The following is a 14,034-nucleotide window of genomic DNA, read 5'->3' on the forward strand; positions in this document are numbered from 1 at the left end:
AAAAGAAAGGGGAGGCCTTATGGGGACAGAGCAGTTACTAAAAATGGAGAACATTGTTAAGACCTTCCCAGGTGTGAAGGCATTAAAAGGTGTAGAGTTAGAGATTAATAAAGGTGAAGTTCACGCATTAATGGGTGAAAATGGAGCAGGTAAATCGACACTGATTAAAATATTAACCGGTGTTTATCATCATAACGAAGGAAGCATTCTCTTAGATGGACAAAATGTAACCTTTAAAACCCCAATTGAAGCACAATTGGCAGGAATTAGTACTATTTATCAAGAGGTTAGTCTCATCCCATATCTCAGTGTTACAGAAAATATATTTGTGGGCAGAGAGCCCAAAACTAGAATTGGAACCATAGACTGGAAAAAAGCTCATAAAGATGCTGCAGAAGTTCTAAACAATATGGGAATTTCCATTGATGTTAAGAAACCGGTAAATACTTATAGCACTGCTCTTCAACAAATGGTATCTATCGCGAGAGCTATTTCAATGAAAGCAAAACTAGTAGTCATGGACGAGCCAACATCTTCTTTAGATGATAAAGAGGTGGAAGTACTTTTTAATGTCATCCAAAAGTTGAAACAAGAAAATGTTTCGATCATATTTGTTAGTCATAGACTGGACGAAATTTATAAGGTTTGTGACCGGATTACTATTCTACGAGATGGATCTTTTGTGGGAACCTGGCCTATTAGTGAACTTTCACAAAATCAATTGATCGCTTCCATGATAGGAAAGAGTGAAACAGAGGCAGCACAATTAATGAAAATGAAAGAAGCTGTTAACAAATCGGATGAAAAAATTGTTATCAGTCTGAAAAATGTGAAACAAGGAACACGTGTAACAGATGTAAGCTTTGAATTGCGTAAAGGTGAAGTTCTCGGCCTAGCAGGTCTTCTTGGATCCGGTCGTACTGAAACGGCAAAGGTGATTGCCGGGGTCTCTTCTCCTGATGGTGGAAAGTTGACATATCAGGAAAATGAAATTCAATTTCAATCCCCTGGGCATGCGATAAAATCAGGTGTAGCCATGTGTACGGAAAATCGTAAAACAGAAGGCATCATTCCGAATATGTCGATACGTGAGAACATCACACTGGCAAATCTTAAAGACTTTTCGACGTTTGGTTTCGTATCCAAAAAGAAGCAGGATAAGGTTGTTAATGAGTTCATTAAGCGAATGGGTATAAAAACACCGAACGCAGAACAAAAGATTAAAAATCTAAGTGGCGGGAATCAACAAAAAGTATTGCTTGCGCGCTGGCTTGCACTTAATCCAAGCTTACTCATTTTGGACGAACCAACTCGAGGCATTGATGTTGGTGCAAAATCAGAAATTCATTCTTTAATTGATGAACTATCCAAAGAGGGATTAAGTATATTACTCATTTCATCTGAATTTGATGAGTTGATTCATAATTCAGACCGAATCATTGTCCTTCGGGAAGGACGTAAAATTGGTGAGTTAACTGGAGAGAAGCGGACGCAGGATAATATCATGAAAGTAATCGTAGAGAATGGTCATAGTTCAGAATCCTACGGTGGGGAGGATCAATATGCAAGAATCTAATGTAAAAACAACTCAAATCAATCCCCATTTAGAAAAGAAATTCCGCTACCCACTAAATGGAGAGATGGTCAAATCTTTTTCGTTACCTATTGTCATTTTGATTCTCTTCTTATTTAATAGTATATTTACTGACAACTTTTTAGCTGCAACCACAATGTGGAATATCCTACTTCATGTGTCTACGACAGCACTAGTTGCTATTGGGATGACGCTGGTTATTGCAACGGGAGGAATAGATTTATCTGTTGGGGCTGTAATGGCTATCGGAGCCGTTGTTTCAACTTTTTTACTGGACTATAATATTTTCGTAATTATCCTAGGAACGATCATTATTTGTGCATTAATCGGTTTATTTAATGGGGCGATTATTTCGTATATAGGTGTACAACCAATCGTTGTGACCTTGGCGATCATGATTGCAGGTAGAGGAATTGCACAAGTTTTAACAGATGGATACCTAGTTTCTTTTTCAAATCCTTCCTACGAGTGGATTGGAAAAGGGAAAATCCTGGAGATACCAGTCCCTGTTATTCTTATGTTCCTGGTGGCAATTACAGCATTTATAATTATTCGCTATATGACATTTGGACGTTACATAGAAGCTATCGGTGACAATGAGCAAGCAGCCGAATTGGCTGGAATTAATGTAAAAAAAATCAAAATGATTGTCTATATTGCAGCAGCCGTATTAGCTGCATTAGCTGGAATGATTGAAACAGCGAGGATGGCGGCAGCAGATGCGACTAGAATTGGTGAGCTGATTGAACTGGATGCCATTGCAGCTGTTGTTGTAGGTGGTACTTTAATGACTGGAGGAAAACCATTTATTTGGGGTACGGTTTTTGGTGCCATTCTCATGGGGATAATCTCGACCACGTTCAATATGAACAACATTCCTTACTCTTTTTCATTGATTATTAAAGCGGTCATTATTGTAGGGGCTATTTACCTTCAAAGAGCAAACAAATAAGGGAGGTGCTTAACGTTGAAATCAGCAGCCAGTCATCAAACTAATAATAAACTGTTTAGAAACCCGGTTATGTTCATTCAGAAACAAGGTGCATTCATAGCACTAATTTTACTAATTATTTTTGCATCGATTAAATACGACAACTTCCTTACAAGTGTAAATATCATTAATATTTTAAAACAAAATAGCATGATTGGCTTAGTTGCCATCGGAATGACATTTGTTATATTAATGAAAGGAATTGATCTATCGGTCGGTTCATTACTCGCACTTGGCGGAGTTATGGCAGCATCACTTTCTTCATATGGTATTTTGGCAGCGCTATTGGTTCCCATTTTAATTACCACTTTCCTCGGTTGTATCAATGGGTGGATTATTGCGAAGTTAAAAATGGAACCGTTCATTGTAACACTTGCGATGATGATTGGAGTTAGAGGATTTATTTATGTGTTCACCGAAGAAAAGACAGTTTCAGTTGCTGTGCAACACAAACAATTTTTTATCGATTTGGGTAATGGGGCTTTTATTGGCATTCCAAACTCAGTGTGGATTTTTGTTATTACTTTAGCCCTTGCATCATTTATTCTCCATCAAACCAAGTTTGGCAGGAACGTTTACGCGATCGGGGGGAATGAAGACGCGACACGACTAATGGGAATTCGTGTAGACCGAATGAAAATCATGGTGTATGCATTGAACGGGGCATTGGCAGGGTTTACAGGCATTCTTCTTGCCGGACGTCTTGGTGGTGCAGCGCAGCCTGTCGCTGGAAATGCGTGGGAGTTAGACGCAATTGCGGCAGTGGTTATTGGAGGTACTCTTCTTGTCGGTGGACGAGGTGGTGTTTTCGGAACATTTGTAGGTGTCATGCTTTTGGGCGTGGTATTGAATGTTATTAACCTCCAAGGTACACTAGATTCTTGGTGGCAGCCAGTCATTCGGGGAGCATTCCTTTTAGCCATCGTAATTATCCAAGCACAGTTGATGAAACAGCAAAGTGTTTTCAAAAAGAAAAAGATCGAACATATGCAGCCGAGGTAAATATTAATTAGCAAAAAGGTGTCAATCCATCGATTGACACCTTTTTTGTTACACAACCATTAAGATAAAAACAATTGTAAAACAAATAGATACAACATTACACAGCCAATATAAATACTTGCGAAGGAAAGATTCCAGTTTGACACCTGATAAGAGCTTTCCTTCACGATACTTGACATAAGCCCTAACGTGGCATTATATGGACCAACTAGAAAAGCCGAGACAGCACCTGCTAACATCGCCACCGTTAAGATATGTGGTGAAATACCAACAACTGCTGGGTTTAACCCTTCGGTCATTAATGCCAGTGAAACGGCAGGATGCAGGCCTAAAAAGGCTAGAGCCAGCGGGATTAACGGCAGTAAAATCAAAAAGATCTCCACACCTGCAAAATTAATAAACTTATTGACCCAGGCATCCAGCCAGACATTTGCATGTGAAATGTTGATGGTTGAGATGAAAAAACCGGCTGATAAGTAGATGAAGAATTGGTCCTTCATGCTTACAGAGAACGTTTTTAAATGATTAATCAAATGGGCACCGAACTCTTTACCCTTTTTTAAGAAGAGGGCCCAAGTGAACGAAAATGGGATAACCATTAATGATACTAATATTAAAAATGGATAAGGGAACTTTGATTCTACTAAAGAAATAACAACATTAAATATAACGATGGCCAGTAGTATTTGGAAGACTCTCCTTGAACGATTAGCTGGATTGCTTGTTTCTAAGGTAGCAGCGGTTTCGTGAACGGATAGGTCCTGTTTATTATGGATCATTATACTTGCTCTACGTGAACCAATATACCAATCCACACCCACTCCCACGATGCTTAACGGAATTACATATGGAAGAATTGATACCCAGCTGACGCCGGTCATTGTGATCACAATCCCGACAATCGGGGTAACAGGTGCCCAAAGCAATGGCATCGCAAATCCGCGTGTAATCGCTCTGCTCATAAACCTCTCTTTATTCTCAACGGGAATCACATCTAATGCAGGCCTTATCGAGTAATAAGTCATTGGCAAGGTAGCCAAATTCATAAAAATACTAAAAAAGTACGAAATGCCAGACGTGATCATATACAGTTGGCCAGAGGTCTTTACCCTTTTTGTAATTATACTTTGGATGCCGCCGCTATATCCGCCTAATTTAATTGGAATCCCTAATATCGGGATCAGTGTAAACATGGTTAGTAAGTCCAGCATCGGGCCGAAAGAGAGTATGTATTGCTGCCAAGAGGCTCCGCTCGTCAATAGTAAGACTACTCCAGATAGTAAAAATGTACCGCCTAATACTTGAACAAATCGCTTCGCCTGAAATATGGTAATAAGGACAATCAAAAGACTTAGCGAGGAAATAAGGACACCAAGATGAAGCCCTGGTAAAAGTACAGAGAATAAATACATTAAAATAACGATAAAAAACAGATATCTCAGCATATCAACACCCTATCCTTTCAAGAATTGTATACCAAACACATGTATAAAACTTGAAAAAGTCACAATTTGGTCAAGAATTAATAATTAATTTGGTATTTGGTATACAAAATACTTGTTTTCTGTTTATCCCCGTTATAAAATTACAGTATCAAATAACTCATTAATAGGGGGCTTATACATGTTTAAGTTTCTATTTAGTTCTAAAAGTGCTGTAGAAAAAGCTGAGAGAAAATTAGCTTCACTAAGAAAAACGCTTAAATTTTAACCTCACACATTCAACCGCTACTACCATGTGGCGGTTATTTTTTATTTTTAAAAGTATAAAATCCGGAAAGAAAGCAGCGCCTCTCCGGATTTTTTCTATTTTGAAACAATCATTTAAGAAGGATGAAAAATCTTAAACCGCAACCTCAGTTGATTTAACTAGTTTGGAGTTTACAGAATCTTGACTGTTTCCAGAAGCTTTTACGATCTCATTTAATTCCTCACGTGCAGCTTCAAGTGTATCAAACTTCTCAAAAAACTTGACAGCAATCTGATTAACATATTCCTTTCCTTCATATTTCTCGAATAATTGGATTTTAATCGTTTCGTCAAGTACTTCAGCAATTGTGTATTTCGCTTTTAAACTATCAAAGAAATAGAAATGGTAGGTTTCAACCGGTTTTAAGCCATCGTTTTCAAGAACCGTTTGGAAGGTATCCTTATTTGTTAGTACTATATATTTCCCCATCTAAAACACTCCTTAAAGTAATTTATTTGTCCTATTTAAAAAAATAAATCAGGTAAGTATGGTTTTTTGTTGCTATAAGTATCGACACCTATTGATGAAGAATATTTCGTTACTCACCTCCAAGGAATATTGTATACCAAACTCTTATGTGTATTTTAACGTATGCAGTTAAATTGTTCAAGAACATATTCTAAATATTTAAATAATTCCTAGTTTAGTGCTAGAATAAGAGCTTAACTTTAAAAAAATTAATCTTTTTTTCAATTCTAGTTTGCTTCTCTATCCAAAAGATTGTATACTTCAGAAAAGTATCATAATTTTTAGAAAAAACAGAAAGGGGTAACAATATGCCAAAAGTAATCCTTCATGTGGATGGTACGACAATCGAACAAGAGGTTAAAGATAATGCCAATTTAGTTGTTTTGGCTGGTACCCGCCAACTTCCTAAACTAAAGTATGGCTGCGGAATGGGACGCTGTACAAAATGTGCATGTATCGTAGTGAATGGATCTGAAGGGCTGACACCAGCGAATTGGAAAGAAGAAAAAATGCTTGGTGATAAGGTCAATGAGGGGTATCGGTTAACGTGCCAATTAACAATTAAAGAGGATATTGAAATTTCGCAAGAAAATATTTCAGTTCAACCTCCGAAGAAGCAATCAGTGATCCAATCTTAATAGGGAATGTATTTTATTATTAAAAATGGTATACAAAATACAATAAACACAAGTAGGTGAATACACATGGATTGTTATGATCTAACCAGTATGACATGGAAAGAAGTAGAAGCAGCTTTAAAGACGGTTCAATTTGCTATCATTCCAATTGGTGCCCATGAACAGCACGGCCCACATATGGTTGAAAGTTGTGATGCTGTTTTAGCAGAGAGGATGGCCAATAAATTAGGACAAAAAATGTTTCCTTATGCATTGGTGACACCAACTGTTAATATGGGGGTTTCTCAGCATCATTTGAATTTTCCGGGAACCATCTCCTTGCAGCCGACCACATTAATCGCAGTATTAAAGGATGTGGTTTCGTCCTTGAAGCATCACGGGATTGAAAAGTTTTTATTTTTAAATTCTCACGGGGGCAACCAGTCGACGCTTAATGTGGCATCAATGATGTTATCAAAAGAACTAGATGTAGAAATCTATTATGCCAAAACAACCGCCTCTGCTAAAAAGGCAATTAAGGAAAATGTCACATCCAGCTTATTTGGTCATAGTTGTGAGCGTGAAGTATCGGAAGCGCTTTATTTAGCCCCTGAACTTGTCCGCCTTGAAAAACTTGAGAAAGGTGATATTCAAGAAGAAGGAAGATGGAAGCAGCTCAGACCTGGTAAAGCGATTCAAGGATTTTATTATTATGAAGAAATGACGAATAATGGCTGCATTGGTGATGGCACAAAAGCCAGCTGGGAGATTGGCCAGGAGATCGTAGAAGAAGCATTAGATAATCTATCAAAAGAACTTTATAAATTGTTAGATTTGCAAGTGAATGTCCACCAATAATCATAGTTTTAAAAAAAGAAAAATAATCTTTAAAAAATTCTAAAAATTATATTTACAAATAAACAATATCTTGGTAGTATAAACGTAAGGTATACCAAATCAATAGTTTTACAAAAAAAGAGAGTGTTGGAAAGGGAAAATATCCACAATCTTTTAATTTTTAAACTAACTTGGTATACAAAATATCAAATACCAATCTTAGGTTGGTACCTACATAAAATTAGAGGAGGAGTTTCAGTTGACAGAATTATTATCTAAAGATGAATTTCGCAGACAATTAGAGGAAGCAATTAAAGGTAACCATAGCCAGAAGGCTGCATTTACAGTAGCTTGGGCAGAGGGCAAACTTGAAAGAAAACACTTTGCTAGTTGGGCTGAAAATCACTACCATTATGTAGGACCATTCGCTGATTACTTAGCGTATATTTACCACAATACTCCACAAGATCCAAAGTTTGCAGCTGCAAAAGATTTCACTCTACAAAATATGTATGAAGAAGAAATCGCAGCAGATCGTCACACAGACTTATTGATTCGTTTCGCGGAAGCTTGCGGTACGACTGCAGAAAGAATTATTGATCCTAACAATATGGCTCCAACTACTTTAGGTCTTCAAAGCTGGTGTTTTGCAGTAGCAGCACGTGAGAATTTTGTGGTAGCAACTGCGGCTCTTGTTGTTGGATTAGAATCACAAGTTCCTGATATTTACCGGAAGCAAACTCCTGCTTTACGTGAAAAATACGGATTTACTGATGAAGAAATCGAATTCTTCGACTTACACATCGTTTCAGATGAGATCCATGGTGAACGCGGTTACAAAATTGTTCTTGATCATGCTGACACACCAGAATTACAACAACGTTGCTTAGAAGTTGTTCGTACAGGAGCTAAAATGCGCCGTATGTACATGGATGGACTTTGGAAAGAGTATATTGAAAAAGATCTAGGCGCTCTTGTTGAAACAAAGTAAATAGATAATTGGAAGAGTTGTTATCGGCCGTCATATTAATCTTGTAATTTAAGGTTTAAGTGACGGCCATTTCTATAGAGTTATGTTTTCTATTAATTGCTGGGAACTTAATAAATGAAAAAAGGTGATAGTAGTGATTACTACAAAAGTAGAGACATTCAATAATTATATCAATGGAGAATGGCAGGAATCGGTTAGCAAGAAAACATTTTTTAGTGTGAATCCGGCAAATACCGAAGATCTTGTCGGTGAATTCCAAGCATCAAACGAACAGGATGTACAACTAGCGATTGAAGCGGCCAAGAATGCTTTTCCTAGCTGGTACCAAACAGCACCTTCCAAACGAGCAGCGATCTTAAATAAAGCTGCCAGTATTCTCGAGCAAAATGTTGCCTCTTTGGCAGAAGAGTTAACAAGGGAAGAAGGCAAGCATGTTGATGATGCTAAGAATGAGATATTACGTTCTGCGCAAACCCTCCGATATTATGCAGTAGAAGGGCAAAGTTTTACAGGGGAAACCTTTCCAAATGATGATGCAAACATGAAAGTTTCAACGGAAAGAGAACCACTCGGAGTTGTCAGTGTCATAACTCCATGGAACTTTCCGCTTTCTATTCCAGCCCGAAAAATCGCTCCTGCTTTAATCACGGGGAATACGGTTGTTTTTAAACCTTCCTCAGATACTCCATTGATCGCTTTTCGTCTAGTTGAGGCATTAGATAAGGCGGGCATTCCAAAAGGCGTGATTAACTTTGTTACGGGAAAAGCATCAGATGTTGGCGATCTATTGGTCACTCATCAAGCAGTTAGAGCTGTCACATTTACAGGTTCAACTGCGGCAGGGGAAGACATTCATCAAAAAGCAGGCTTTACAACCCGGACGCAAATGGAATTGGGCGGGAAGAATCCGCTTATTGTTATGGAGGATGCAGATCTCGATCTTGCCGCTACATTGACGGTAAACGGGGGCTTCTCACTAACAGGGCAAGCTTGTACAGGAACAAGTCGTGTTATCGTCTTGAAAAACGTAAAAGAGGCATTTGTTCAAAAGCTCGTTGAAAAAACAAGCGCACTTAAAGTCGGGAATGGTTTTGAGGCTGGTGTGAAAATTGGACCGCTTGCCAACGAAAAGCAATTGAAAAATGTCTTAAAGTATATTGAATTCGGAAAAGAAGATGGCGCTGAATTGGTCTATGGCGGTGAGCAATTATTATCTGGAGAATTTGAAAAAGGATATTATGTTCAGCCGTCAATTTTTACGAATGTAAAAGCGAATTCGCGGATTGCAAAAGAAGAAATCTTTGGTCCAGTGGTGGCTGTAATTGAAGTAGATACATATGAAGAAGCCATCGCTGTTGCAAATGATGTTGAATATGGTTTATCTGCTTCGATTGTGACCAATAATCTTAAAATCGCTAACCAATTTACCAAAGATATTCAAGCGGGGACAGTTAAGGTTAACCGAACCACAACTGGCAATTTAATGAATGCACCATTTGGAGGTTTGAAAAAATCAAGTACCTCTACCTTCCGTGAATCAGGAAGAGTGGGCTTAGAGTTCTTTACACAATTAAAAACGGTCTATATGGGCTATTAATCATAATACGATATATAAAGGAGAACGGGTATGAAGTCTGTATTAAAAATTGAACTTGAAGAAGCAAAGTTGATGATTGAGGCAGCAAAGAATAAATCAGAAGAGATTAATGTCTTTGAAACGATCGCTATTGTTGATGATGGTGGTAATCTAATTGCACTAGAGCGTATGAATGGTGCCCGCATTACAGGACCAGAAATCTCGATTGCGAAAGCATACACAGCTGCTGGTCACAAACGCTCCACCCATTTGTTTAACAAAGAACCTAACGGACCTGCGCTTCCTGGAAACGAAGCCTTCGGAATACAACAAATGCTTCCAGGGAAGTTCGCTATTTTTGTTGGCGGGTTCCCAATTGTTGTCAATGGTGAAGTGGTAGGTGGGATTGGTGTAAGTGGTGGAAACGGCGAGCAAGATACTGCCGTAGGAACCGCAGCACTTCAAGCATTACAAACGTATCTAGAAAGCGATGGCCTAGAAGTAATTACTTCAGCAGATATAAAAAAATAAGAAAAATGGGGCCTCATTCATGTATGTTTTTCGCAGAATGAGGTCTATCTTAATCTACGCTTCTATTAAAAAAGGGCTATAAATGTTATATTGGTATAAAAAGGGGGAGAATCAACTGAAAACATATCTTGAGTTAGCTATTGGATTTGCTCGCACCGGTGTGACTGGGTATGGGGGCGGACCCTCTACTATACCGTTGATAGAATTTGAAGCTGTGAAAAAATACAAGTGGATGGACGAACAAGAATTTGTAGAAATCCTCGCATTAGCTAATACCTTGCCAGGGCCGATTGCCACAAAAATGGCTGCGTATATTGGTTACAAGGTAAAGGGATATTTAGGGGCAACCGTGGCCATTCTTACCCACATTCTGCCTTCCATTGTTGCGATGATTGCCTTATTGGGTGTACTTTATTCCTTTAAAGAATCACCGATTGTCAGCGGGATGGTTCAAGGAGTTACTCCGGTAATTGGATTTATGTTGTTGGAAATGGCTTACCGATTTTTTCAAAATGGCCGTAAAGGCTTAGGTTTTCCGATCATGCTCACGCTTTCGATTGTTACATTGATTATCGTTCAGTTCCTGGGAGTACATCCAGGTATTCTAATTGCGGTATTTCTCATTACTGCCTATATCATTGCTGATCGAAAGGAAAAAGCGGCAAAAGCTTCAGCTGAGATGCTTCTTCAGAGAAAGGAAAAAAGTTCATGATCTATTTGCATATTTTTTGGTCGTTTTTTATTGCTAATTTATTGGGATACGGCGGCGGACCTGCAACAATACCTTTAATTCAAAATGAAGTGGTTAACCATTACCATTGGATGAGTCTTTCCGAGTTTGGGGATGTCTTAGCAATTGCAAATGCCCTGCCAGGACCGATTGCCACTAAAATGGGGGGCTATATAGGTTATCAACTAGGGGGAATTCTCGGTGCAACGATTGCTCTAATCGCAACGATACTGCCTTCTGCATTAGCCGTTATTTTACTTTTTAAGTTTATCAATCTATTTAAAGGTTCTCCAAAAGTTGCGCTTATGACAAAGTCTGTTCAGCCGATTATTTTCATTTTACTTGCTGTAATGGCTTATCAGTTCTTTTTATCAGCCTATGAAAACAGTGGTCTTTTTCACTTAGTTTTATTAGCTGTGGTTAGTTATTTTGCTTTAATAAAAATAAAAATGCACCCATCTCTGTTAATTGTTTGCTGTTTAGTTTATGGTGGAGTTTTTCTTTCGTAAGATGGAAAGTTAAAAAATAATAAAAATGAGCGGGTGGAAGTTATGGATTTAAGATGGGAGGAAAACAATCTTTTATCGATTCGTGAGCATGCATATAACTATTTAAAGGAAATGATTCTTGATGGCGAATTAAAAGCCGGCGACCGGTTAATTGAACGAGAACTGGCTGGGAAATTAGGCATCAGCCGGACACCGATTCGAGAGGCCATGTTTCGCTTGGAGTCCCAAGGTTTTGTAAAAACAGTTCCAAGAAAAGGTGTCGTGGTCTCAAATATATCAGAGAATGAAGTCATCGAGGTATTTACAATTCTTTCCTCATTAGAAGTCCTTGCTGTTAAATTGGCCGCGGGGCGGATGGATAAAGAAACACAACTAGAATTGGATCAAAAGATAAAAGAACTAATAGAGTTAAGAGATCAAGCAGAAGAAAATTTTAATTTTGAACATATAGAAATGAATCGTCTTATTAACAAAGCATCAAAAAGCCCTAAATTATTTGAGATTCTCTCTGGTTTGATTGACTATATACATATGGCTGCAAATATGGGATATGAGACACCAGGGAGAAGAAAAGAATCATTAAAAGAACACATCGATATCATGAAAGCCTTGCGTGATAAGGAAGCGGAAATGGCTGAATATTTAATGAGGATTCATATTGAAAACTCGAAAAAAGCTTACATCAATTATATTGAAAGTATAAAACAAAAGCTTAACAAAAAGGAAAAGTTGATGTCCACCTGATCCATTCTGGAAAGATCTCGGGATGAGTTTTCATCAATGTTCATGACCACACCGTCTCCTCGATGTGGTCTAAAATTTACCTTTTTCAAAAAATGAAAAAATTTAAAATATTTATATTGTCTGATAATTTTAAATATGGTATATTGTATACCAAGAAGATAAATTAAAGGGAGGATACGAGGCATGCCAAAAATAAAATTCATTAACAGCAATAAACAATTAGAGGTACCAGAGGATTCAAATATTTTAAGGATGTCCCTTCGTTATGATGGAGAACTCCCAAATCGATGCGGTGGAGGAATTTGCGGCAACTGTGTCTTTAAAGCAGAAGAAGGTGCCGAATTCTTAGATAAGGTTAAAGTGCAGGAAAGAAGAAAGTTAGGAGAAGAGTGGTTAAATGAAGGGTATCGTCTCGGGTGTCAAACCTTCGTAACAAACGGTGACATTTCGATTTCTTGGGATGATGCTTTTACAGAAATTGTCAAAAAAAGAAAGCCAGATAAAATTCAGAAAGAAGTCACGACTATTTAGTAAGATAACCAAAAAATACAAATTCGGGGTGAGATCATGTGGGCCTGTGATAAACATATGAAAGAAATTCTAACCTTCTTAGAAACTCCCCATATTAGCAAAGCTTCTTATAAAATAAAATGTTCACTTTGTGATAATCATGCACTTGCAAAAATCTATTACACACATAAACCTTTACATTTGAAAAAAAATAAACAATTACGAGCATTTGCGTAACATCTATAATGCCTGCCCCCCAGTACTTTAAAATTTTGTAAGGCAGTGGGGAGCAGGCACGAAAACAAAAAGCGATGAGTTTTTTCTCATCGTTTTTTTTATGTAGTAAAATAATATAAATTAGATTTATTAACATATTTGAGAATGGATAAAAAAAGGAGAGTTGACCTGATGGAAAATAATCAGTTCGATCTATGTGTGACCCTAATCAAAAATGCGAAGAACATGGTTGTGCTTACTGGTGCCGGAGTAAGTACTGAATCAGGTATAAAGGATTTTCGTTCAAGGACTGGAGTTTATCAATTGGCACCTGAATATATTCTTTCGCTTGATTATTTTTATCAAAATCCAAAAGAGTTCTATCAATTTGCACTCGACAATCTTTATCATCCGGACGCCATGCCAAACGCAGGGCATGATATCTTGTCAAAGTGGGAAAGAGAAGGGAAAGTTTCTCATATTATTACTCAAAATATTGATGGACTTCATCAAAAAGCAGGAAGTAAAAGCGTGATTGAATTTCATGGAACAATGAAAACCGCCTCCTGCTTACATTGCAATAAAAGTTACTCGACCGAAGAAATGATCAATCGTTTTCAGACCATGAATGAATTTTATATTTGTGACCATTGCGAAACCCTGCAAAAGAGAGAGCGTTTCATAAAACCGGATGTTGTTTTATTTGGTGATACAGGTAAATGGTTTACGGTTGAAGGGTTTAATAAAATTTTACATACGATCGAAGAGGCAGATTGTCTATTGGTGTTAGGGACGAGTCTTAAGGTCACACCATTTTCAACATTCCCTCAATATAGAAGGAAAAGCACTCCATTGCTTATAATTAATATCGGTGATACTCCATATGACACGGATCGGAATACATTCGTCATTCCTGAGTCGATTGGGAAGTCCTTGACCCTGTTGGATGAACAACTAAGAAGCTGAATT

At 37.8% G+C, this 14,034-nt stretch carries 15 protein-coding genes; 13 read left to right on the forward strand and 2 right to left on the reverse strand.

The window, feature by feature from the left end; genetic code table 11:
- Positions 1–19: 19 nt before the first annotated feature.
- Genes M3610_RS09680 through M3610_RS09690 form a run of 3 tightly spaced genes read left to right on the forward strand, consistent with a single transcriptional unit; the run spans position 20 to position 3,587 of the window.
- The gene (locus M3610_RS09680) at positions 20–1,576 is read left to right on the forward strand and encodes a sugar ABC transporter ATP-binding protein (protein ID WP_098571920.1); all 1,557 of its coding nucleotides are present in this window, start codon (positions 20–22) and stop codon (positions 1,574–1,576) included.
- A complete protein-coding gene (locus M3610_RS09685; protein ID WP_251458812.1) occupies positions 1,563–2,546 on the forward strand; it encodes an ABC transporter permease in 984 nt (327 codons plus the stop codon). The genes M3610_RS09680 and M3610_RS09685 overlap by 14 nt, the downstream gene beginning before the upstream one ends.
- 15 nt (positions 2,547–2,561) lie before the next feature.
- Complete coding sequence (locus M3610_RS09690) at positions 2,562–3,587, forward strand: ABC transporter permease (RefSeq protein ID WP_251458814.1); 1,026 nt, start codon at positions 2,562–2,564, stop codon at positions 3,585–3,587.
- Between the two features lie 59 nt (positions 3,588–3,646).
- Here M3610_RS09690 and M3610_RS09695 read toward each other — a convergent pair whose 3' ends face one another.
- Both M3610_RS09695 and M3610_RS09700 read right to left on the reverse strand, forming a co-directional pair.
- The gene (locus M3610_RS09695) at positions 3,647–5,032 is read right to left on the reverse strand and encodes a hypothetical protein (RefSeq protein WP_251458816.1); all 1,386 of its coding nucleotides are present in this window, start codon (positions 5,030–5,032) and stop codon (positions 3,647–3,649) included.
- Positions 5,033–5,429: 397 nt separating this feature from the next.
- Positions 5,430–5,765 (reverse strand): hypothetical protein, encoded by a 336-nt coding sequence (locus M3610_RS09700; RefSeq protein ID WP_098576198.1) that lies wholly within the window; start codon positions 5,763–5,765, stop codon positions 5,430–5,432.
- Between the two features lie 347 nt (positions 5,766–6,112).
- Between M3610_RS09700 and M3610_RS09705 the strand changes: the two genes are divergently transcribed.
- The 10 genes from M3610_RS09705 (at position 6,113) to M3610_RS09750 (ending at position 14,031) form a co-directional block, all read left to right on the forward strand.
- Positions 6,113–6,442 (forward strand): 2Fe-2S iron-sulfur cluster-binding protein, encoded by a 330-nt coding sequence (locus M3610_RS09705; RefSeq protein WP_098576197.1) that lies wholly within the window; start codon positions 6,113–6,115, stop codon positions 6,440–6,442.
- 66 nt (positions 6,443–6,508) lie between these two features.
- Positions 6,509–7,279, forward strand: coding sequence for a creatininase family protein (locus tag M3610_RS09710; RefSeq protein ID WP_251458818.1), 771 nt, complete (start codon positions 6,509–6,511; stop codon positions 7,277–7,279).
- A gap of 238 nt (positions 7,280–7,517) precedes the next feature.
- Positions 7,518–8,249, forward strand: a complete 732-nt coding sequence (locus tag M3610_RS09715) for an iron-containing redox enzyme family protein (protein WP_026567517.1) — start codon at positions 7,518–7,520, stop codon at positions 8,247–8,249.
- A gap of 133 nt (positions 8,250–8,382) precedes the next feature.
- Positions 8,383–9,846 (forward strand): aldehyde dehydrogenase family protein, encoded by a 1,464-nt coding sequence (locus tag M3610_RS09720; protein WP_251458820.1) that lies wholly within the window; start codon positions 8,383–8,385, stop codon positions 9,844–9,846.
- 30 nt (positions 9,847–9,876) lie between these two features.
- Complete coding sequence (locus M3610_RS09725; protein WP_098576194.1) at positions 9,877–10,356, forward strand: GlcG/HbpS family heme-binding protein; 480 nt, start codon at positions 9,877–9,879, stop codon at positions 10,354–10,356.
- Between the two features lie 82 nt (positions 10,357–10,438).
- Positions 10,439–11,068 carry a chromate transporter gene (locus tag M3610_RS09730; RefSeq protein ID WP_251458822.1) on the forward strand — a complete coding sequence of 210 codons (630 nt, stop codon included), beginning with the start codon at positions 10,439–10,441 and terminating at the stop codon, positions 11,066–11,068.
- Positions 11,065–11,595: a chromate transporter gene (locus tag M3610_RS09735; RefSeq protein ID WP_098576193.1), complete on the forward strand. Its 531-nt coding sequence runs from the start codon at positions 11,065–11,067 to the stop codon at positions 11,593–11,595. Before M3610_RS09730 ends, M3610_RS09735 begins: the two co-directional genes overlap by 4 nt.
- 42 nt (positions 11,596–11,637) lie before the next feature.
- Positions 11,638–12,339: a GntR family transcriptional regulator gene (locus M3610_RS09740; protein ID WP_251458824.1), complete on the forward strand. Its 702-nt coding sequence runs from the start codon at positions 11,638–11,640 to the stop codon at positions 12,337–12,339.
- A gap of 183 nt (positions 12,340–12,522) precedes the next feature.
- Positions 12,523–12,870 (forward strand): 2Fe-2S iron-sulfur cluster-binding protein, encoded by a 348-nt coding sequence (locus M3610_RS09745; protein WP_251458826.1) that lies wholly within the window; start codon positions 12,523–12,525, stop codon positions 12,868–12,870.
- 387 nt (positions 12,871–13,257) lie between these two features.
- The gene (locus M3610_RS09750; RefSeq protein ID WP_251458828.1) at positions 13,258–14,031 is read left to right on the forward strand and encodes an NAD-dependent protein deacylase; all 774 of its coding nucleotides are present in this window, start codon (positions 13,258–13,260) and stop codon (positions 14,029–14,031) included.
- Positions 14,032–14,034 lie beyond the last annotated feature (3 nt).

The organism is Neobacillus sp. MER 74 (assembly GCF_023714155.1).

Coding starts and splice junctions, on each gene's coding strand:
- M3610_RS09680 (WP_098571920.1), top strand. CDS start 20: ATGGGGACAGAGCAGTTACTAAAAATGGAGAACATTGTTAAGACCTTC.
- M3610_RS09685 (WP_251458812.1), top strand. CDS start 1,563: ATGCAAGAATCTAATGTAAAAACAACTCAAATCAATCCCCATTTAGAA.
- M3610_RS09695 (WP_251458816.1), bottom strand. CDS start 5,032: ATGCTGAGATATCTGTTTTTTATCGTTATTTTAATGTATTTATTCTCT.
- M3610_RS09700 (WP_098576198.1), bottom strand. CDS start 5,765: ATGGGGAAATATATAGTACTAACAAATAAGGATACCTTCCAAACGGTT.
- M3610_RS09705 (WP_098576197.1), top strand. CDS start 6,113: ATGCCAAAAGTAATCCTTCATGTGGATGGTACGACAATCGAACAAGAG.
- M3610_RS09710 (WP_251458818.1), top strand. CDS start 6,509: ATGGATTGTTATGATCTAACCAGTATGACATGGAAAGAAGTAGAAGCA.
- M3610_RS09725 (WP_098576194.1), top strand. CDS start 9,877: ATGAAGTCTGTATTAAAAATTGAACTTGAAGAAGCAAAGTTGATGATT.
- M3610_RS09730 (WP_251458822.1), top strand. CDS start 10,439: ATGTTATATTGGTATAAAAAGGGGGAGAATCAACTGAAAACATATCTT.
- M3610_RS09735 (WP_098576193.1), top strand. CDS start 11,065: ATGATCTATTTGCATATTTTTTGGTCGTTTTTTATTGCTAATTTATTG.
- M3610_RS09740 (WP_251458824.1), top strand. CDS start 11,638: ATGGATTTAAGATGGGAGGAAAACAATCTTTTATCGATTCGTGAGCAT.
- M3610_RS09745 (WP_251458826.1), top strand. CDS start 12,523: ATGCCAAAAATAAAATTCATTAACAGCAATAAACAATTAGAGGTACCA.
- M3610_RS09750 (WP_251458828.1), top strand. CDS start 13,258: ATGGAAAATAATCAGTTCGATCTATGTGTGACCCTAATCAAAAATGCG.